This is a genomic window from Streptomyces sp. MMS24-W38, assembly GCF_059889265.1.
Window position 1 is genome coordinate 614,288 of sequence record NZ_JCBCPP010000001.1, and the last position, 19,587, is coordinate 633,874.

A 19,587-nucleotide genomic window follows, 5' to 3' on the forward strand; every position below is an offset into this window, starting at 1 on the left:
GGCATCATGCAGAGTCTCACCGCCCCGGTGGACGGCGGTGAACTCGCCGTCACCCGGTGGCCGGGCGACGGCCCGCCGGTCATCGCGCTGCACGGCATCACCGCCAACTCCCTGGCCTTCAACGCCGTGGCCGAAGCCCTGCCCGACGTCGACCTTTACGCTCCCGACCTGCGGGGCAGAGCCGCCAGCGCGGCTCTGCCCGGTCCGTACGGCCTGACCGCCCACGTCCGCGACACCCTCGCGCTGCTCGACCACCTCGGCCGGCAGCAGGCGGTGCTCCTCGGCCACTCCATGGGCGCTTTCGTCGCCGCCCTGGCCGCCGCCCGGCACCCGGAGCGCTTCCCGCGCGTGGTCCTGGTCGACGGCGGCCTGGGCTTTCCCGCCCCCGCGGGCACCGACATCGACGAGCTGCTGCAGGCCGTCATCGGCCCGGCGATGGACCGGCTGTCGATGACCTTCGAAGACCGAGAGGCCTACCTCGAGTTCTTCCGGGCCCACCCCGCGCTCGCCCCGCACTGGAGCCCCCAGGTGGCCGCCTACGTCGACCGCGACCTCACAGGCCGCTCCCCCGAGCTGCGCAGCAGCTGCGTACTCGACGCGGTACGCGCGGACGGCGCCGACGTGCTCGGTGACCCCGAAACCCTGGCCGCCATCCATCAGCCACATGTGCACGGCACCCTGCTGTGGGCCGAACGCGGCCTGCTCGACGAACCGCAGGCCCTCTACGATCCGGGCCGTATCGCCGCGGCTGCCCTTGACCCCGACCGGATGCCCGCCCGGTGTATCGGCGACACCAACCACTACTCGATCCTGTTCCCGCCGGCCACCGGCGAAGTCGCGACCGCTGTGCGGGCCTCGACGCCCACTTCGGGCAGGTGGTGAGGCGCGCCGGATGTGGGAGTCCGGCCAGCGGCCCTGACTCACCTTCGGTGGTGACGGAGGATGACGTCGGCGCAGGGCGAAGTCGTCGACGCCGATCACGCGGGGCACCCGCCCGGTGGGCCACGGGATCCGCAGCAGGGCGCGCAGGGCCGTGCGACGCGACAGGCGCATCGCGAGTACCGCCGGCAAGCGTGCCCCGCGCGGCCCGCCGACTCCTTGACCACGGGCTTGACCTGCCTGGTCGAACGGGCTGTACGCCGTTGGTGTCGCTCCAGACTTCGGGCGTCTGCCCGCGGAAGGTGTGACGGCAGCCGCGCGTGGGACACACCGGGCGCCGCACCCGGACACGGACCACTACCCGCCGCACGTCCACGGGCACGTCGGCCACGGCCCGCAGATGACAGCCGTGCGCACGTCATGACCAGCTCCGACGCAGGGCGTGTTCTCTCCCTGTACTCCTCTCCCCGGCTCGGCCCTACTCCTTCAGGCCCACCGCCCCGACGGCGTGGCCCTGCTCGTGGGTGACGGCCGCGGAGTCGGGGTCCGGGCGCCAGTCGGCAGACCTGACCAGGCCTGGCTCGACCAGACGCAGCCCCTGCAGGAAGCTCCCGATGTGCTCGGGCGAGCGCAGGTGGTACGTATTGACGGACTGCGCGTTGTACGCCTCGACGGCCGCCTCGAGTCGCTCGTCGGTGGCCGTGCCGTCGCTCAGGGCCACATGGCTGCCCGGCGGCAACGCGTCGATCAGCTCGGCCATGATCCGCTCGGGCTCCTCCTCGTCCGAGACCTGGCCCATGATGTTGAGCATCATCAGGCCGATGGGCCGGTCGAAGTCCAGTGTGCGGGCCGCCTGGGTGAGGATCTTTTGCGGATCGCGCACATCGGCGTCGAGGTAGGCGCACTTTCCTTCCGGCGTACTGCGCAGCAAGGCGTCGGCGTGGGCGAGGACGATGGGGTCGTTGTCCACGTAGACGATCTTGCTTTCCGGCGCGATGCCCTGGGCGACCTCGTGGGTGTTGTTGGCGGTGGGCAACCCGGTACCGATGTCGAGGAACTGGCGGATCCCGGCGTCGCGCGCCAGGAACCGCACCGCTCGCACCAGGAAGCGCCGTTGCACGCGGGCGACGGCCGCGAACTCGGGGAAGTTCCGGAGGATCAGGTCGCCGGCCTGACTGTCCACCGGGTAGTGGTTCTTCCCGCCGAGCAGGTAGTCCCACACACGCGCCGAGTGGGGTCGGTCGGTCTGCAGCCCGCTGCCCCGGGCTTCTCGGTCAGTCATGATCGAAGCATGACACACGGCGGCCCCCGGATCTCTCAACTTCCGTGTTCGAGCTCGGTGTTGGGACCACGGCGCCGATCGCCGGATCCAGCTCAGTTGCCGTGCAGCGGGTTCTGGGCGAGGTGGTGCAGGCTCAGGGCGACTTGGATCTCCAGGGCCTTTCCGGGCGTGTTCCAGTCGGGGCCGAGGAGTTGGGCGACCCGGTCGAGGCGTTGGACCACGGTGTTGACGTGGACGTGCAGGGCGTCCTTGGCTCTGGCGAGGCTGGCACCGTGGTCGTAGTAGGCGCCGAGGGTGCGGGCCAGTTCGGTGCCGCGCTGGGCGTCGTAGGCGAGTACGGGGCCCAGGACGCGGTCCACGTATCCGTGGATGTCCGCCCGGTCGCCGAGGAGCACCCCGAGGAAGCCGAGGTCGGCCAGGCCGGCGCCGGTGCCGGTGCGGCCGAGCGCTTCGAGGGCTTCGAGGCAGCGGCGCGCCTCGTCGTAGGTGTCGGGGAGGTGTTCGGGGCCCGTGCCGGGGCCCGCTGCTCCGACGGTGATGGGGGTGCCCAGGCCCCGGGAGAGGCCTTGGGCGAGTTCCTGGGCGAGGGGGCCCGGAGCCGAGGTGGGTGCCAGCAGGACGGTGTGCCCGTTGCGGGTGCCGGCCAGGCCGCCGAGCGTGCGGGCACGGCGTGCCGCCTCGATCAGCAGCCGTGAGCGCAGGTCCGGGTCGCAGTTGAGGACGAGCACCGCGTGCGGCTGGGCGAGATTGATGTCCAGCTTTCTGGCACGCAGCGTCAGACTGCCGATGTTGCGGTGGCTTCCGGGGGATTGGGCGGTGAGCAGGTCGTCGAGGAGTTCGCCGCGCACCCGGTCCTCGGCCTCGGCCACGGACCGGCGCAGGAGCAGCAGGAGAGCGGTGACCATGCCGGCCCGTTCGAACAGACGCCGGTCGGCGTCTGTGAGATCGGCCCGGTCGGTGAGCACCAGGCTGCCGAGGAGTTCCGGGCCCGCCAGGACGGCGCACACCCAGTTGCCGCCGACGGGGACGGCCCGTCCGCCTCGGCGGGAGGCTTCGATCCCCTGCTCGGGCGGGCGGACCGGGCCGGTCCCCAGACGGGCGAGTTCGGTGCCGTCCGCGTCGTGAACGGCCAGGCCGCCGCCGAGGAGGGCGGCGATCTCGCGGGTGACGTCATCGACGTCGCCGCCTCTGAGGACCAGGTCGGTGAGCCGGTCGTGGGCGTCGGCCGCGCGGTGCAGGTCTTCGCTGTGGGCCCGGGCCGTTTCGTTGGCGGCGTTCAGCTCGACCAGCGCGGAGCGGGTCTCCTCCAGCAGGCGCGCGCCGTCGATGGCCACGGCGGCGTGGTCGGCCAGGGAGGAGAGCAGGGCGATGGCCTCGGGGGTGAAGTCGCGCGGAGCGCGGTCTCCGGCGAACAGGACGCCGATCACGCGCCGGCCGACGCGCAGGGGCACGCCGAGGATGCCGCGCAGGCCCTCCTCGTCGACTCCCTCGTCGATGGTTCCGGTGTGCTTGAAACGGCGGTCGGTGCGGTAGTCGGTGCTCGCGTAGGGGCGGGCGGTCTGCGCGACCAGACCACCGAGCCCCTCCCCCATGGCGAGGCGCAGTTGCTGGAACTTGGCGGAGACCGAGCCGGCGGTCACCCGCATGAACGTGTCGTCGGCCGTGGGGTCGTTCAGGGTCATGTACGCGGTGTCGGTGCCCAGCAGGGTTCTGGCCCGGTGCACGATGGCCCGCAGTACGGCGTCCAGGTCGCGCAACGCGGCCAGGTCGCTCGCGGTGTCGAAGAGGGCGGCGAGTTCGGCCTCCCGGCGTCGGCGCTGGGCCAGGGTCCGGTGGATGTCCAGTGCGGTCCGGGTGGCCTCGTCGATGACGGCCTGCTCGCTCGGGTCGGCTCCGGCCGCGCGGGCCCGGGCCGCGGGCTGGGCCAGGTGTTCGACGGGTGCGTCGGCGGCGAGCAGGTCGAGCAGCTGCCGGAGTGCGGCCGTCGCCGTGTGGGAGGGGTCGCTGCCGACGGTCACGGGGCTCACGGGGGGCATGGGGCGGTCCTCCCTCCAGCTGCGCGGCTGGTGTGTGGACGGGCTGTGGTGGCCCGCGTGGCGGGCACGGTGTCTACGGACGGGCGTGCCGCGGTCCGCCCGTTTTCTCCTTCACGGGGCGGACCGCGACACGGTGGCCTCTGGATCCCTGGGTCTCTGGGCCTCTGGGCCTCTGGGCCTCTGGGCCTCTGGACTTCTAGACCCGGTCGGTGCCGGTGAGCGATGCCTCCTGCCGCTGCTGCTTCGCCGGCTCGTCCGCGATCGAGACGGTCAGGTCACGGCCGCGGGTCTCCTTGATGACGACGGCGGTGATGGCGGTGATCACCGCGGAGGCACAGACGTACACCGCGATGGGCGTCCAGGACTCGTAGCGCCTGAGGAGCTCGACGGCGATGATGGGGGCGAGAGCGCCGGCGACGATGGAGGCGAGCTGTGAGCCCACGGAGGCCCCGGAGTAGCGGACCTTGGTGTCGAACATCTCGGAGACGAAGGCGGCCTGCGGTCCGTACATGGCGCCGTGGAGCAGCAGGCCCACGGTGACCGAGAGGGTGATCACGGTGAAGGACTTCGTGTCGACCATGGAGAAGAAGACGAAGATCCACGCGGCCATGCCGACCGCGCCGATCAGCGTCACGGGCCTGCGGCCGATGCGGTCGGAGAGCGCCCCCCACAGCGGGATGGTGACGAAGTGGACGGCGGAGGCGATCAGGACCGCGTTCAGCGCGGTGCTCTTCGGCAGCTCCAGGTGGGTGGTGACGTAGACCAGCAGGAAGGAGGTCACGATGTAGTAGGAGATGTTCTCGCCGAACCGGACACCGATGGCCCCGAGCACCTCACGCCAGCTGCGGCGGAAGACCTCGATGACGGGCGCCTCGTCCTTGACCCCCTTGGCGGCGTCCGCTTCGGCCTTGGCCTGGGCGGCCAGGAAGACCGGCGATTCGGACACCGAGATGCGGATCCACAGTCCGACCACGACCAGGACGCCGGAGAGCAGGAAGGGGATGCGCCAGCCCCAGGAAAGGAACGCCTCCTCGGACTGAACGGTGGCCAGCAGCGCGAGAACGGCGGTGGCCAGCAGGTTGCCGGCGGGGACGCCGCACTGCGGCCAGGAGGCCCAGAAGCCGCGGTGCTTTTCGCCTCCGTGCTCGGAGACGATCAGCACGGCGCCGCCCCATTCGCCGCCCAGGGCGAAGCCCTGGATCAGGCGCAGGACGGTGAGCAGGACCGGGGCGCCGACGCCGATGCTGCCGTAGGTCGGCAGCAGACCCATGGCGAAGGTGGCGCCGCCCATCATCAGCAGGCTGAGCACGAGCAGCTTCTTACGGCCGATCTTGTCGCCGTAGTGCCCGAAGACCATGCCGCCGATCGGGCGGGCCAGGAACCCGATCGCGTAGGTCATGAAGGCGAGCAGCGTGCCCACCAGTGGGTCGCTGCTGGGGAAGAAGAGGGTGTTGAACACCAGCGCGGCGGCGGAGCCGTAGAGGAAGAAGTCGTACCACTCGACGGTGGTGCCGATCAGGCTCGCCCCGACGATGCGGGCGATGCCGCCGGAGCGGGGCTCGCCCGGCTTGGCGCTTGTGGTCTCGGACATGGGTTCACCGATTCTCGGGTGAGGTGCGGGGACAGGCGTGGGGGGCAGTCATGGGGACGGGGCGGCGCAGGAGCGGCGCCCGGGGCGCGGCGGGTCAGTTGGCTCCCCAGCCGCCGTCGAGGGGCAGTGAGGTTCCGGTGATGTAGCTGCTGTGGTCGGCGCACAGCCACAGCGCGGCCGCGGCGACCTCCTCCGCCTCCAGCAGGCGTTTGATGGGTGAGCGGGTCAGCAGTACATCGGTCAGGACGTCGTCGGGGCTGATTCCGTGCGCGGCGGCCTGATCGCGGATCTGATTCTCGACCAGGGGGGTACGGACGTAGCCGGGGTTGATGCAGTTGCTGGTAACACCGTGGGCGGCACCCTCGAGCGCGGCCACCTTGCTCAGGCCCTCCAGCGCGTGTTTGGCGGCCACGTAGGCGGACTTGTAGGCGCTGGCCCGCAGTCCGTGGACGCTGGAGAGATTGATCAGCCGTCCCCAGCCCCGCGCGTACATGTGCGGCAGGCTGCGGCGCATCAGCAGGAACGGGGCGGTGACCATCACCTGCTGGATGAGGGCGAACCGCTCCGGCGGGAACTCGGTCAGGGGCGCCACGTGCTGCAGGCCGGCGTTGTTGACCAGGATGTCGACCTCGGTCGGCAGTGCCTCGATCGCGGCCGGGTCGGCCAGGTCGACGACGTGCGCCTCGCCCCCGATCCCGGCGGCGACCTCCTTGGCCGAATCGGCGTCCCGGTCGACCACGTGCACGGTGGCACCCGCGGCGGCCAGCGCCGTGGCGCACGCCTTGCCGATGCCGCTGCCGCCGCCGGTGACCAGAGCGGCCCGGGACGTCAGGTCCACGCCGGCGCCGGACGGCGCCGAGTGGGCGGTGGGAGGAGGGAATTCGCTTGTCATGGCCGGAAACAGTACGGACGTCACTCAGACACACCTATGTATGCAACCCACACAGTAAGAGCTACCTCTATAGCACCCTCATCCACAAGGCGATACATGACGTGACGCACTCCGTGGGATGGGCCCCGCGGCGGCAGTGACGTTTCGTCACGGCCGCCGCGGGTGCGTCACTTGTCGAAGCGGCAGTCGGTGAGCAGGGCCGTCGGGTCGGCGCCCTCGGGCCGGGCGACGGTGTGGCTCGCGGGCGGGCGGTGCCCGGTGGAGAGCCACTTCTCCAGGGCGGTGGAAATCGAGACCGGTGTTGCCCTCTGGATACCGGGTACGCCGCCGGGAACAGTGAGGTCCTTGGCCGTGAGTCCGGCCCGGTCCGCCGGGTCGGTGTGACCGGAGGCCACGGTTCCCGCCGTGGTCGACTCGCCATGGATGGACGGGCCGGAGGCTGGGCGGCGAGTTCGGTACGGGAACATGCGTGTGCCCGCCACGGCGGCGGCTTCTCTCAGGTGGGCCGCCACCATGACGGGCACGGGACCGTGGATGATGCGGGGAGGCGTCCACAGTCATGGCCGGCCCTGCGTCAGGAGCAGGTACCGTCCGCGAGGGTGAAGTAGCCGACGGGCGACTCCTTCAGGGTGTGGCTGACGAACATGTTGTACAGGCCCATGTTCTGCTGGGAGCCCTTGGCGTAGGTGTAGCCGCCGCTGGTCGTGGCGCGTCCCGCCTGTACGTGGGCGTAGTTGGTGGCGGTCCAGCAGGTGGCGGTGGCGCCGGTGGTCCGCGCCGTGACCGTGCTGGAGAGCCGCCCCGGCTTGCCGTCCGCGTCGCGGGCAGCGACCGCGTAGGTGTGGGAGGAGCCCGCGGTCAGGCCGGTGTCGGTGTAGGACGTGGAGTCCGCCGTGCCGATCGGGGCACCGTCGCGGTAGACGGTATAGCCTTCGGCGCCCTCGACGGCGTCCCAGCTCAGGTCGACGGTGGTGTCCGTGACGCCGGTCGGGGCCAGGCCGGTCGGAGCGGGCAGCCCCTCACGCCCGGGGTCGGAGTCGTCCAGGCCGAAGAACTGGGCGATCCAGTGGCTGGAGCAGATGGAGGCCTGGAAGTTGACGGTGCCGGTGCTGCCGCACTGCTGGGGCCCGCTGCCGGGATCGACCGGCGTGGCGTGCCCGATGTTCGGGACCCGGTTCACCTCGACGGCCACCGAGTCGTCCGCGGCGGCGTACTCCTCGTGCCGGGTGGAGTTCGGGCCGATCACGGACGTGCGGGTCGGCTTCTGGGACAGGCCGTGCAGTGCGGTCCACTGGTCACGCAGTTCGTCGGCGTTGAGCGGGACGACCGTGGGGTCGTTGTCACCGTGCCAGATGGCCACGCGGGGCCAGGGTCCGGACCACGAGGGATTGGCGTCGCGGACCCGCTTCGCCCATTGGTCCGGAGTCAGGTCGACTCCAGGGGCCATGCACCTCAAGGCGGCCGTGGCGTCGCCGGCGCAACCGTAGGGCAGACCCGCGACGACCGCGCCGGCCTGGAAGACGTCCGGGTACATGGCGAGCATCACCGACGTCATGGCGCCGCCGGCGGACAGGCCGGTGACGTAGGTCCGCCCGGCGTCCGCGCCGTAGGCGGAGACCGCGTGCGCGGCCATCTGCCGGATCGATGCGGCTTCGCCCTGGCCTCTGCGGATGTCGGTGGTCTGGTACCAGTTGAAGCACTTGCTCGTGTGGTTCGAGAAAGTGGTCTCGGCGAACACCACCAGGAACCCGTGCCGGTCGGCGAGTTCGGGCAGGCCGGAGTTGTCGGCGTACATTTGGGCGTTCTGGTTGCAGCCGTGCAGCGCGAACACCACCGCCGGCTTGGCGGGCAGGGACGCGGGCCGGTAGACGTACATGTTCAACTGGCCCGGGTTGGCGCCGAAGTTGGTGACCTTGGTCAGGCCGACCGCAGCCTGAGCGGTCGGCGCAGGACCGACCAGGGCAGCCGCGAGGGCGAGGGCCACGACGGCCACAAGACGGGACAGCAGTCCGCGCCACGCACCCCCCACCGGGCGCGGCAGCGGATCGGCGGGCGGTGCGGACGAAGTGCGGGACAGCGGGGCGACGGTGCCCCGGAAGGACGACGGTTGCATGGCGGCTCCTCGGTGCAGTGGGGGACACCGGGCCGCTCCATGGGCGTGAGTCGGCCGGAGCGGCCCGGTGCCCGGCACCGTAAGGTCCGTTCAACGTGCAACGATATGGCAGGGAACACCACAGCCTGCTTGCCACGATGTGGACCCGAACGGGTTGTGCCGCCGGGTGGCATCTGCTACTCAGACACCTGCCGCCGTCGCCAGCCGCGCGGGAACGCGCAGCTCGGCCCCTGTCGCGGCGCGCACCTCGTCGACGCCGACGCCGGGAGCGAGTTCGGCCAGCGAGAAACCCTCCGGCGTGACGTCGATGACGGCGAGATCGGTGATGACGCGCTGGACGACCCCGGTACCGGTCAGCGGCAGATCGCACCGCTCGACGAGCTTGGGGCTGCCGTCCTTGGCGGTGTGCTCCATCAGCACGATGACCCGGCGCGCCCCGTGCACCAGGTCCATGGCACCGCCCATGCCCTTGACCATCTTCCCCGGGATCATCCAGTTCGCCAGGTCCCCGGAGGACGACACCTGCATGGCGCCCAGCACCGCGGCGTCGATGTGCTCGCCGCGGATCATGCCGAAGGACAGCGCGGAGTCGAAGAACGACGCCCCGGGCAGGGTGGTCACCGTCTCCTTGCCCGCGTTGATCAGGTCCGCGTCGAGTTCCTCCTCGAGCGGGTAGGGGCCGACTCCGAGAATGCCGTTCTCGGACTGCAGCACCACCTCGACTCCCGACGGGAGGTGGTTCGGGATCAGTGTGGGCAGGCCGATGCCGAGGTTGACGTACGTGCCGTCCACCAGTTCGCGGGCCGCCCGGGCCGCCATCTGCTCGCGAGTGAGCGCCATGTCAGGCACCGCCTTCCTGTTCGGTCCGCACGCACCGTCGTTCGATCCGCCGGGTGGCGGTCGGGTCATCGGGGAGGACCCGGACCACCCGCTGCACGAACACCCCCGGCAGGTGCACCTCGTCCGGGTCCAGTTCACCAGGCTCCACCAGGTGCTCGACCTCGGCGATGGTGACGCGCCCGGCCATCGCGGCCAGCGGGTTGAAGTTGCGGGCCGAGGAGCGGAACACCAGGTTGCCGTGACGGTCCCCGACGGTCGCCCGCACCAGGGCGTAATCAGTCCTGATGCCCTCCTCCAGCAGGTACTCACGCCCGTCGAAGACCCGCGTCTCCTTCGGCGGCGACGCCACCGCGACCTGCCCGTCCGCGCCGTACCGCCAGGGCAGCCCGCCCTGCCCGATCTGCGTCCCGGCCCCGGCCGGTGTGTAGAACGCCGGGATACCCGCCCCGCCGGCCCGCAGGCGTTCGGCCAACGTGCCCTGCGGCACCAGCTCCACTTCCAGTTCCCCGCTGAGGTACTGGCGGGCGAACTCCTTGTTCTCGCCCACGTACGAACTGGTCATGCGCGCGATCCGGCCGGCCCGCAGCAGGAGCCCCAGCCCCCAGTCGTCCACCCCGCAGTTGTTGGAGACGACCTTGAACCCGCCCGCCTCCCGCTGCAGCAGTGCGGCGATCAGGGCGCTCGGTATGCCACACAGGCCGAACCCGCCGACGGCCAGCGACGCCCCCTCGGGGATGTCCGCCACTGCCTCGCCCACGCTGTCGACCGTTTTGTCCAGCCCCATACGGCCCCTCTCATCAAGGGGCGCGTACCGCCCCGAGCAGCCGAGGCGCGCATAAGATGTGGTTCTCGCGCCCCGGCATCCATCGACGTGACGACCCTAAGGACGCACAGGAGCCAACCGGTATGGCTGCCTCCGACACCTACCGCACGGTCAGTGTGTGGCTCGCACCCAGGCACACAGCGCGGAATCGCGCTCGCCCGCACCACCCGCACGCCCGGCCGACATGGCGCCGGTAACCACACCTGCGGCCTTCAGCCGTGCGTTCCGGCACCCACGGCTTTCACCTGTGCGCGCCCGCGCTCCCGCGCCTGTCCGCCGGTCAGCGGGTTGGGCAGCGGACGATACCGGGCGGCGGCGCCGTCGGCGTTGGTCCAGCGGAGGAGGAGGTTGGTTTTGGCGGGGAGGGTGGGGCCGGTGAGGAGGGCGGGCATCTCGGGGAAGTCGTGGCGGGCCAGTTCTTGGCGTACGGCGGGCCAGGGGTCGAAGCCGGGGTGGTGTTCGGCGAGGGCTGCGGCGATCTCGGTCAGGTGGTTGACGATCAGGCAGTACACCAGGCGTTCCCAGCCCGCCTCCCTGGGCACCTCCGGCAGGAGTTTCACGCCTTCGGCGTCCCGGAACAGGGCCTGCACGGGCATGCCGTCGGTGTCGACGGCGACCACGGTGTTCTGCAGGTGTGCCTCCACGACGACTCCGTGCCGGGCGAAGGCGGTCAGGGCCGGGGGAACGACCTGGGCCAGGTAGGCCTCCCACCAGGCGGCGGGGGCGGCGGTGGCGGCGAGCGGGTTGCCGTCGTACTCCTCGACCAGGGCGGCGGCGAGGTGCGGGACCGCGCCGGGGAGCAGGTGGTCGCGCAGGCCGTCACGGACGACCACGGCCAGTTCCTCGAAGGCGAAGTCCGCGGTGCGGTGGCCGCGGTCGCCGAGCCAGGCCGCCGGGCCGTCGAAGGCGGCGAACGCCTCGCGTACCGCCGTGTCGGTCCTGCGGAGCTTCAGCAGGTCGTGGCGCCACAGGCGGCGGATGTCGTTGGTGATGCGGACGTCGAGGCTGAACTTCAGGAACAGGTCGCGTGCGGGTGCGTACACGGTGCGGATCGCGGCCGTGGGCCATGCCGCGAACGGGGTCGCGCCCAGCCTGATCAGGCGGCCGTCGGCGAACGCGGGGGCGAGGTTGTGAGCCGTCAGCTCCAACTGCCAGGGGTGGGCGGGCAGCAGGCGGTATCCGGGCGGGGCGGTGCCGAGCCGGTCGAGGGCCGAGGTGTCTCCCTCCTCGGCGACCGTGTCCTCGCGCAGTCCGAGCAGCGTCAGCGGGAAGCGGGCGTACGCCTCCGGCGCGTACGGCAGCCAGTTCGCCGCGGGGCCGCCGCCGCGCGCCTTGGGGGCGGGGTGGTGGGTGTGGCCGGTGAGCAGGGATTGTTCGGAGCGGAGGTAGGGGTCGACGGGCGGGGCCGTCCGGGCCCGCGCCGCGAGCAGCGCGGCCACCGTGTCCCTGCTGTCGATCATCTCGGCGGGCAGCTCGTGGTTCGGCAGGCCGGTGTGCCGACACAGCTCCTCCGCGACGAGTTTCACCAGTTCGGTGTGGTTCACGCGGTGCCAGGCGCCGTCCACGCACACCTCGGGTGCGGCGGGGCGCCGGGTGCCGCGGACCCGCAGCAGGCGGTCGACGCCGGGCAGGCGGTAGGTCCGGAGGCCCTCCTCCCCGTCGACATTCACGTCCGTGGCCGGCACGGGTTGTGCCACCTCGCGCAGCAGACAGTTCAGCAGCGGTACGGCCGCGTACGCGTCGGCGCGGGCGGCGAGCCCGGCCACGTGGTGGGCGCGGGTCGCCGCGTCGTCGTCTGCGAGCGGGGGCATGAGGTCCACGCGTTCCACTGTTTCCCAACGGTCTGTCCGGACGGGGACGATCAGTATGTCCGTCGCGGACCGCCTGTTCGTCCCGCAACGCTGTTCGTCGTACCCGAGGAGCCCGCCCGTGCACCCTCCCCCCACCACCGAGGCCGAGATCGCCGACGAGCTGGCCGCCGTACGGCCGGCCCTGGCGCCCCGGTACGCGGACGCGCTGCCAGGGGCCCGCGCGGCCGTGCTGACCCGGCTGTGGCGTGGCCTCGCGCACGATCCACTGCCGTGGATCACCGGCCGGGAGCCGCGCCGGGACGGGCTCACCCTGCGGCTGGCGGACGGGCGGCGGCTGCACGGCCCGCGACCGGATCCGTATGCGACCGCCGCGTACGTCACCGTCGTCCACCTGGACGAGGTGGCGTACGACGATCCGGCACGGTTGATGACGCGGCTCGCCGTGCCGCGCTCGGCGCCCTTCGCCGTCGAACTCGCCTACAGTGTCGCCTCGTTGGCGTTGTCCCGGGCGGACCGGCCGGAGGATGGCCCGGACGATCGGCCCCGGTGGGACTGGGAGTGGGAACAACGGGTGGTCGACGGGCATCCGTTCCATCCCAACTGCCGTTCCCGGCCCGGTTTCTCGGTCGCCGAGCAGTTGGCGTACGGGCCCGAGCACCGGCCGGTCGTGGAGTTGGGGCTGGTGCCGCTACCGGCCGACGACTGTCTGGTGACGGGGGTCTGGCCAAAGTGGCTGCGGGACGGGGGGCGGGTGGTGATCCCCGTGCACCCGTGGCAGGCGGCGCATGTGCTCAAACGGGAAGCCCCCGCCCGGTGGATCGTCGCGCATCCGCTGATGGCGCTGCGCACCCTCGCCCTGCCCGGAGGCCCGCATGTCAAAACGGCGTTGAGTACGCGGCTGACGTCCTCGGTGCGGGACATCTCGCTCGGTTCGGTCGCCGCGTCCGCGGTGCTGTCCGACTTCGGGGAGTCGGTGGCCGCGCGGACCGGCGGGCTGCTGCACATCACCCGCACCCTGGGTGCCGCGGCGGCCGGCTCCCCCGATCTGGCGGCCGTGGTGCGCGAGTCGCCGCAGGAGTATGTGTCGGCCGGGGAGCGGGTGGTCCCGGTGGCGGCGCTGGCGACCACCGGGGTGTCCCGCTCCCCCGCCCGGGTGGCCCGGTTCGCGCGGCTCGCCCTCACGGTCGGGCTGCGACTGCTCGATCTGGGCGTGGCTCTGGAGGCACACGGTCAGAACCTCCTGGTGGTGCTGTCACCGGACGGGGAGCCGGTGCGGCTGGTCTACCGCGATCTGGCCGATCTGCGGGTCAGCCCCGAGCGGCTGGCGCGACACGGCGTCCCGGTGCCCGAGCTGCCCGCCCGTATGGTCACGGACGACGAACGCGTCCTGCGGCGCAAGCTGTTCGGGTCGCTGGTCGCGGGTGCGCTGGCCGGTACGACGGGTTCGGGCCCGGCGCTTCGGGCCACGCTGGAGACGGCCGTACGGGATCTGCCGCGCACCCCGGACCTTGCCGCCCTGCTCGGCGAACCGCTGCCCGCGAAGGCCCTGACGCTGATGCGGCTGTCCCCCCGAGCGACCGGGGACGAATGGGCGGAACTGCCCAATCCCCTGCGGGTCCAGGGTCCTTGCGGACCCCACTTCGGAGTGGGCCACCCCTGATCAATAGGATCCCTCGATGATCAGAAGAAAATGGCCGGCAGCGGGCGTCGGTGTCCTGCTCGCCGCCCTGACGGCCGGGCTCACCTTCCCGACCGCGGCGGCCGCCGGCGAACCCACGGGCCAGGACGCGCCCCAGGTCGATCTCGTCCTCGATGTGAGCGGTTCGATGCGGACCAAGGACATCGACGGCCAGTCCCGGATGGCGGCGGCGAAGCAGGCGTTCAACGAGGTGCTGGACGCGACGCCGGAGGAGGTCGAGCTGGGGATCCGGACCCTCGGCGCCGACTACCCCGGCGACGACCGCAAGGAGGGCTGCAAGGACACCGCACAGCTCTACCCGGTCGGCCCGCTGGACCGTACGGAGGCCAAGACGGCGGTGGCCACGCTCACCCCGACCGGCTGGACCCCCATCGGCCCCGCCCTGTTGCAGGCGGCCGACGACTTCAAGGACGGCAACGGCTCCAAGCGCATCGTGCTGATCAGCGACGGTGAGGACACCTGCGCCCCGCTCGACCCGTGCGAGGTGGCCCGGGAGATCGCGGCCAAGGGCATCGGCCTGACCATCGACACCCTGGGCCTGGTGCCGAACGCCAAGCTGAGCAGGCAGCTCAGCTGCATCGCCGAGGCGACCGGCGGCACCTACACCTCGGTCGAGCACCAGGACGAACTCACCGACCGCGTCAATGAGTTGGTGGACCGAGCGGCCGAACCGGTGGTGACGCCGGTCGCGACCGAGGGTGCCGCGTCCTGCGCCAAGGCGCCGACGCTGAAGTCCGGTCTCTACACGGACCGCGAGGAGTTCGGGCAGCAGCGCTGGTACCGCGTGGACGTACCGGCCGGTCAGGAGCTGCGCGCGTCGGTGAGCGTCGCGGCCGACCGGGCGGTGAACCCGGACTACGGCGTGCTGCTGCGGGCCGTCACGGTGCACGACCGGGAGATCGTCCGCGGCGAGGCAACGGGCAACGGCCGTACGGACGTCCTGTCCACCGGCCTGCGCTACCCGAAGCCCGAATCGGACGACGATGACGGTGACGACGGCGACAAGCCGGCCACCGAGACGGTGTGCCTGGCGGTGACCAACTCGTTCTCGCCGGGCTCCGGTGTGAAGACCACGCCCGGTCTGCCGCTGGAACTGACCATCGACGTCGTCGAGGGTCCGAACGAGTCGAGTGACGTGGCCTCCTTCGGCCTGGGCCGGGGCTGGTGGCTGCTCGGCGCGCTGGTCCTCACCGGTTTCCTCGCCGGTCTCGTCTGGGGCTGGCTGTCCCGCTGGCGGCTCGCGGTCTGGAGGACCCACTGATGCGTATCACCCGCTTGTCGGCCGCCGCCCTGCTCACGTTCGGGCTGGCCGCGGCTGCCGTGGCCCCCGCGGCGGCCGACTCCAGCCCTTCCCCCGGCGCGTCCGAGGACGCCGCCGGGCCGACCCGCGCGGGCACCTCGTTCCGTACCGCGACGGAGTTCGAGCAGGGGCAGACCGCCACGGCACGTGCCTCCGTCGGCGACTACCTGTACTGGTCGTTCCCGGCGGACGCGGGGCAACGCCCCACCGTGCGGGCGAAGGTGAAGCTGCCCGAGACGCACGCCGCCGAGACCTGGCGGGTCGACGTGTACGACGGTCTGCGCCGCCGCCAGGCCTGCCAGTACGGCGCCCAGACCCGCACGGCACCGGCGGACGCGGCCTCCGTGGAGCTCGCCTGCGTGCTGCGCACGGTCCGTGCCTGGTCGGAGCCGTGGGCCGACGACCCGCTGCCGGGCACGTATTACATCCGGCTCACCGCGGTGAACCTCTCGGCGTCCGACCTGGGCCAGTCGGTGGACGTCGAAGTCCGGGCCGACTCCAAGGACATGGGCGGCGCCGCGGCGGTGGACGGCTCACTCGCCGAACCGCTGGTGCCGGGCATCGCGCTGCGGACGGAAGCGGACGGCGAAGGCGACGAGGACGGCGAGGAGAAGTCGTCCTCGGCCGTACTCGCCGCTCTCGAGCCCGAGGACGGCTGGACCTCCGGCTGGTGGTCCGACCGCTGGGTGTGGACCGCGGTGGGCGGTGCGCTGGCCTCGCTGGCGGGTGTCGCCGGCTACCGGTTGACCCGTGGGTCGGGACGGCCGTCCCGGGTACCGCCGGGCGCGTGACGGTCGGCAGGTGACCATCGGCGGCGTGTGACGTCCGCTCAGGAGGCCCGCCTTGTGCGGGCCTCCTTTCGTTGCCGCCGCCCCTCCCCGTCATGCCTCCCGGAGCGCCTTGGCGAACGGGCCGTCGCCGCCCACCTCGATCCGCCCGTCCCGCACCGCGTCGGCCACGGCCGCCTCGCCGCGGCTGATCGCCGTACAGGTGTCGGCGTCGAGGGCCAGTGTGGCGTCGGGCTCACCGGGAGCGGGCCCGTCGCCGTAGACGGCCCCGCCCCCGGCTCCGACGTGCAGGTGGAACCGCCCCTCCTCCAGACGGACTTCGACCAGTCCCTCGCCCACTCCCCCGCCCGGCCACTCGCCCTCCAGGACCCGCAGCAGCGGCAGCGCGAACCAGTGCGCCCGTACCGCGTCGGTGGGCCGACGCTCCCCCAGCGCGCCCTGCCCCCACGCGCCGAGAGCCTGTAGCACAGGCAGCAACTCGCTCCCCCGGGCGGTGAGTTCGTACACGAAGGCCGCGCCGGGCGGGGGCAGCCGCCGACGGCTGGTCAGCCCGTCACGCTCCATGCCCTTCAGTCGCGAGGCCAGTACGTCCGTGCTGACGCCGGGGAGGTCCGCGTGCAGGTCGGTGTAGCGCCTCGGACCGGCGAGCAGCTCCCGGACGATCAGCAGGGTCCAGCGGTCGCCGACGACGTCGAGCGCACGGGCGGCGGAACAGTACTGGTCGTAGCTTCGGCGAGGTGACATGCGACGCAGTGTAGACAAGTTGTTGGACTTTCCAAGCAGTCACTTGGTAAAACCAAGCAAGCAACACCGGATACCGAGGGGAAGCGGCGCATGGAGTTCCGGCAGTCGAGCAAACTCAGCGAGGTCTGTTACGAGATCCGCGGCCCGGTCATCGAGCACGCGAACGCGCTGGAGGAGGCGGGGCACAGTGTGCTGCGCCTGAACACCGGCAACCCGGCCCTGTTCGGCTTCGAGGCGCCGGAGGAGATCGTCCAGGACATGATCAGGATGCTGCCGCAGGCGCACGGCTACACCGACTCGCGCGGCATCCTCTCCGCCCGCCGCGCGGTGGCCCAGCGCTACCAGACCCTGGGCCTGGAGGTCGACGTCGACGACGTCTTCCTCGGCAACGGCGTCTCCGAGCTGATCTCGATGGCCGTCCAGGCGCTCCTGGAGGACGGCGACGAAGTCCTCGTCCCCGCCCCGGACTTCCCCCTCTGGACGGCGGTGACCACCCTCGCGGGCGGCAAGGCGGTGCACTACCTGTGCGACGAACAGGCCGACTGGTACCCCGACCTGGACGACATGGCGTCGAAGATCACGGACCGTACGAAGGCCGTGGTCATCATCAACCCCAACAACCCCACCGGCGCGGTCTACCCGAAGGAGGTCGTCGAGGGCATCCTCGACCTGGCCCGCCGGCACGGTCTGATGGTCCTCGCCGACGAGATCTACGACCAGATCCTCTACGACGACGCCGTGCACCACTCGGCCGCCGCGCTCGCCCCCGACCTGGTGGTCCTCACCTTCTGCGGGCTGTCGAAGACCTACCGCGTGGCGGGCTTCCGCTCCGGCTGGCTGGTGGTGACCGGCCCCAAGCAGCACGCGAAGGACTACCTGGAGGGCCTGATCATGCTGGCCTCCATGCGCCTGTGCGCCAACGCGCCCGCCCAGTACGCCATCCAGGCCGCGCTCGGCGGCCGCCAGTCCATCCGTGAGCTCACCGCGCCCGGCGGGCGGCTGCACGAGCAGCGGGACGTGGTCTGGGAGAAGCTGAACGAGATCCCCGGCGTGAGCTGCGTGAAGCCGAAGGGCGCCCTGTACGCGTTCCCCCGCCTGGACCCCGAGGTGCACAAGATCCACGACGACGAGAGGTTCGTCCTCGACCTGCTGCTCCGGGAGAAGATCCAGGTAGTCCAGGGCACCGGCTTCAACTGGCCCTCCCCCGACCACTTCCGCATCCTCACCCTCCCCCACGCGGAGGACCTGGAGGCAGCGATCGGCCGCATCGGCCGGTTCCTGAGCGGATACCGTCAGTAGCGCGGCCGGTCGGCCGTGTTCAGGCCGCGCACGGCTTCCCGTACGGTCCGGCCGGGTCGCCGCCGGTGAGACTGACTCCTCCCATCTGACGAGGACGCCCCGCCTCCTGCTGGAGACGGGGCGTCGTGCTTCGCGGCGGGGCGTCAGGACCGGCGGCTCGGGACGGCGAGGAGGGCCGCGGCGCTCAGGGCGGCGGCTGCGGCGAAGACGTAGAAGACCGTGGTCGGGCCGAGAGAGGCCGTCAGGATCCAGCCGCCGAGCAGCGGCGCCACGATCGCGCCGCCGCGCCCGAAGCCCGAGACGTAGCCGAGTGCCGTGGCCCGGATCGAGGCCGGGTAGCTGGACGCCACCCAGTCGTTGAGCACGGTCAGGGCCGAATGGGCACCGACACCGGCGAGCGCGGTCAGACAGAGGACGACGACGGTGTTGCCGCCCCACGTCAGGCCGACGACGGCGACCGCGGAGAGCACCGCACTGCCGATGGTGACGAAGCGCGGGCCGACCCGGTCGGCGACGGCGGCGATGCCGAACGAACCGATCACGGCACCCAGATTGAGCACGAGCGTGAACTGCAGCGCCGAGCCGAGCGGGTAGTCCATCTCGCGCATCAGCTGGGTCAGCCAGGTGTTCAGGCCGTACCAGGACAGGAGCACCGCGAAGTTGGCGACGACGAACAGCACGGTGGTGCGTGCGCGGCCGTCCGAGAGCACGGAGCGGGCCGGCGAGAGGGTCTTCGCCTCGGCCGTCGGAGCGCCGGACTCAAGGCCGCCGACGGACGCCGTCGAAGGGGTGGCTCCGGGGTCAGGGGCGTCGGTCGCTCCGGGCCGCGAGTCCGGCAGCAGGGCGTACACGCCGGTGAACACCAGCGTCGACAGTGCCGCGCCGACACCGAACAGGCCGCGCCAACCGAGGGTCTCGCCCCACGCGGCGGCGGTGAGCGCGGCGAGCACGCCGCCGACCGGAACGCCCGCGAGGACGACGGTCGCCACCAGCGCGGAGCGGCCGCGCGGCGCGTACTCCTTCGCGAGGGCCACGCAGGACGGCATCACACCGCCCATGCCGATGCCGGCGAGCAGCCGGAAGAGACCGAACTGCCATGGCGCGGCGGCGACGGCACAGCCGACGGTGAACAGGGTGAAGATCACTCCCGACGCCAGCACGAGCCGACGCCTGCCGAAACGGTCGGCGAGGGGCCCGCAGACGATGGCGCCGATGAGCATGCCCAGATAGACGAGGCTGCCGAGAGTTCCGGCGAGGGACTTGTCGAGGCCCAGATTCGAGTCGGCGAGCATCGACGGCATCGCCACGCCGTAGACGATGAGGTCGAACCCCTCGACCGTGATCGCCGCCGTACACAGGGCGACGACCGCAAGGGTCAGGGCGCGGGTGCGCCGGTCCGTCGGGTCCGGAGCCGGGGGCCGGGCGGAGGCGGGAGCTTGAACATCGGTGGTCATGCGGCCACGTCCTGTCGCGGAGAGGTGGGGGAAGGG

The 19,587-nt window shown here is 71.8% G+C and carries 16 protein-coding genes and 1 pseudogene; 5 read left to right on the top strand and 12 right to left on the bottom strand.

The window, feature by feature from the left end; all coding sequences use genetic code 11:
- Window positions 1-6: 6 nt before the first annotated feature.
- Window positions 7-882, top strand: coding sequence for an alpha/beta fold hydrolase (locus AC6F7H_RS01775; protein ID WP_500761618.1), 876 nt, complete (start codon window positions 7-9; stop codon window positions 880-882).
- 60 nt (window positions 883-942) lie between these two features.
- On the opposite strand, the pseudogene AC6F7H_RS01780 reads toward AC6F7H_RS01775, so the two are convergent.
- From AC6F7H_RS01780 to AC6F7H_RS01825, 10 genes and pseudogenes are all read right to left on the bottom strand, one after another.
- Window positions 943-1,297 (bottom strand): annotated as a pseudogene (locus tag AC6F7H_RS01780) (ISL3 family transposase); the annotation flags it as partial.
- 60 nt (window positions 1,298-1,357) lie between these two features.
- The gene (locus AC6F7H_RS01785; protein ID WP_500754744.1) at window positions 1,358-2,161 is read right to left on the bottom strand and encodes an SAM-dependent methyltransferase; all 804 of its coding nucleotides are present in this window, start codon (window positions 2,159-2,161) and stop codon (window positions 1,358-1,360) included.
- A gap of 92 nt (window positions 2,162-2,253) precedes the next feature.
- Window positions 2,254-4,197: a helix-turn-helix domain-containing protein gene (locus AC6F7H_RS01790; RefSeq protein WP_500754745.1), complete on the bottom strand. Its 1,944-nt coding sequence runs from the start codon at window positions 4,195-4,197 to the stop codon at window positions 2,254-2,256.
- A gap of 196 nt (window positions 4,198-4,393) precedes the next feature.
- Window positions 4,394-5,788 carry an MFS transporter gene (locus AC6F7H_RS01795; RefSeq protein ID WP_500754746.1) on the bottom strand — a complete coding sequence of 465 codons (1,395 nt, stop codon included), beginning with the start codon at window positions 5,786-5,788 and terminating at the stop codon, window positions 4,394-4,396.
- Between the two features lie 94 nt (window positions 5,789-5,882).
- Window positions 5,883-6,680, bottom strand: a complete 798-nt coding sequence (locus AC6F7H_RS01800; protein WP_500754748.1) for a 3-hydroxybutyrate dehydrogenase — start codon at window positions 6,678-6,680, stop codon at window positions 5,883-5,885.
- Between the two features lie 167 nt (window positions 6,681-6,847).
- Window positions 6,848-7,204 (bottom strand): hypothetical protein, encoded by a 357-nt coding sequence (locus AC6F7H_RS01805; protein ID WP_500762192.1) that lies wholly within the window; start codon window positions 7,202-7,204, stop codon window positions 6,848-6,850.
- A 50-nt stretch (window positions 7,205-7,254) separates the two neighbouring features.
- The gene (locus tag AC6F7H_RS01810) at window positions 7,255-8,793 is read right to left on the bottom strand and encodes an extracellular catalytic domain type 1 short-chain-length polyhydroxyalkanoate depolymerase (RefSeq protein WP_500754750.1); all 1,539 of its coding nucleotides are present in this window, start codon (window positions 8,791-8,793) and stop codon (window positions 7,255-7,257) included.
- 180 nt (window positions 8,794-8,973) lie between these two features.
- Window positions 8,974-9,633, bottom strand: a complete 660-nt coding sequence (locus AC6F7H_RS01815; protein ID WP_500754751.1) for a CoA transferase subunit B — start codon at window positions 9,631-9,633, stop codon at window positions 8,974-8,976.
- Between the two features lies 1 nt (window position 9,634).
- A complete protein-coding gene (locus tag AC6F7H_RS01820; protein WP_500754753.1) occupies window positions 9,635-10,417 on the bottom strand; it encodes a CoA transferase subunit A in 783 nt (260 codons plus the stop codon).
- A 251-nt stretch (window positions 10,418-10,668) separates the two neighbouring features.
- The gene (locus AC6F7H_RS01825) at window positions 10,669-12,285 is read right to left on the bottom strand and encodes an IucA/IucC family protein (RefSeq protein ID WP_500754755.1); all 1,617 of its coding nucleotides are present in this window, start codon (window positions 12,283-12,285) and stop codon (window positions 10,669-10,671) included.
- 100 nt (window positions 12,286-12,385) lie between these two features.
- Between AC6F7H_RS01825 and AC6F7H_RS01830 the strand changes: the two genes are divergently transcribed.
- The 3 genes from AC6F7H_RS01830 to AC6F7H_RS01840 are packed head-to-tail and all read left to right on the top strand — an operon-like array spanning window position 12,386 to window position 16,057.
- Entirely contained in the window at window positions 12,386-13,927 is a 1,542-nt protein-coding gene (locus AC6F7H_RS01830; RefSeq protein WP_500754756.1) for an IucA/IucC family protein, read from the top strand.
- A 16-nt stretch (window positions 13,928-13,943) separates the two neighbouring features.
- On the top strand, window positions 13,944-15,227 hold the full coding sequence (locus tag AC6F7H_RS01835) for a VWA domain-containing protein (RefSeq protein ID WP_500754757.1): 1,284 nt from the start codon (window positions 13,944-13,946) through the stop codon (window positions 15,225-15,227).
- Window positions 15,227-16,057 (top strand): hypothetical protein, encoded by an 831-nt coding sequence (locus AC6F7H_RS01840; protein ID WP_500754759.1) that lies wholly within the window; start codon window positions 15,227-15,229, stop codon window positions 16,055-16,057. The genes AC6F7H_RS01835 and AC6F7H_RS01840 overlap by 1 nt, the downstream gene beginning before the upstream one ends.
- Window positions 16,058-16,147: 90 nt before the next feature.
- On the opposite strand, the gene AC6F7H_RS01845 is transcribed toward AC6F7H_RS01840, so the two are convergent.
- Window positions 16,148-16,798, bottom strand: coding sequence for a winged helix-turn-helix transcriptional regulator (locus tag AC6F7H_RS01845; protein ID WP_500754760.1), 651 nt, complete (start codon window positions 16,796-16,798; stop codon window positions 16,148-16,150).
- Between the two features lie 90 nt (window positions 16,799-16,888).
- On the opposite strand from AC6F7H_RS01845, the gene AC6F7H_RS01850 reads away from it, so the two are divergent.
- Complete coding sequence (locus AC6F7H_RS01850; RefSeq protein WP_500754761.1) at window positions 16,889-18,097, top strand: pyridoxal phosphate-dependent aminotransferase; 1,209 nt, start codon at window positions 16,889-16,891, stop codon at window positions 18,095-18,097.
- A gap of 143 nt (window positions 18,098-18,240) precedes the next feature.
- Here the strand turns inward: AC6F7H_RS01850 and AC6F7H_RS01855 are convergent, their stop codons facing one another.
- The gene (locus AC6F7H_RS01855; protein WP_500754762.1) at window positions 18,241-19,551 is read right to left on the bottom strand and encodes an MFS transporter; all 1,311 of its coding nucleotides are present in this window, start codon (window positions 19,549-19,551) and stop codon (window positions 18,241-18,243) included.
- Window positions 19,552-19,587 lie beyond the last annotated feature (36 nt).